We start from the raw sequence: 503 nt of genomic DNA, 5'->3' as shown, positions 1-503 counted from the left end.
TAATGCGACTGCCGCCCGGAGAACCAATTGCCATGTATGGTTGATCATTTTTCATGATGATGGTCGGTGCCATGGAGGATCGCGGGCGTTTGCCCGGTTCTAATCGGTTGGCGATTGGCGCGCCATTTTGATGAGTGCGGAAAGAAAAGTCCGTCAGCTCGTTATTGAGCAGGAAGCCGCGAACCATTAAGCGCGAGCCAAAAGCGTTCTCGATGGTGGTGGTCATGGAAACCACATTGCCTTGCTTGTCGACGATGTTGAAATGGCTGGTGGAAGGCAGTTCTATCGATTCATCCATACTGAGATTCATTGCATGTGACCAGGGTGGGTTACCAGCTTCCACTTTCGTCAGTGCTTTGCCGACCTGAATAAGCTCGGCACGTTGTTTGAGATAGTCTTTGTCCAACAAACCTTCGGTTGGCATGGGTACATAGTCTTGATCGGCCATGTACTTACCGCGATCAGCAAACGCGAGACCAGATGCGTCCGCAATGACCTGCCAA

1 protein-coding gene is annotated in these 503 nt (G+C 51.3%); it reads right to left on the bottom strand.

The features are described from left to right. The coding region (locus R7093_RS28550) for a gamma-glutamyltransferase (protein WP_318147451.1) at window positions 1–503 on the bottom strand (503 nt) is incomplete at both ends.

Source organism: Vibrio sp. 1580 (assembly GCF_033340055.1).
The sequence above is the reverse complement of the archived record's forward strand: the minus strand, read 5'-3'. Positions and strand labels throughout refer to the sequence as shown.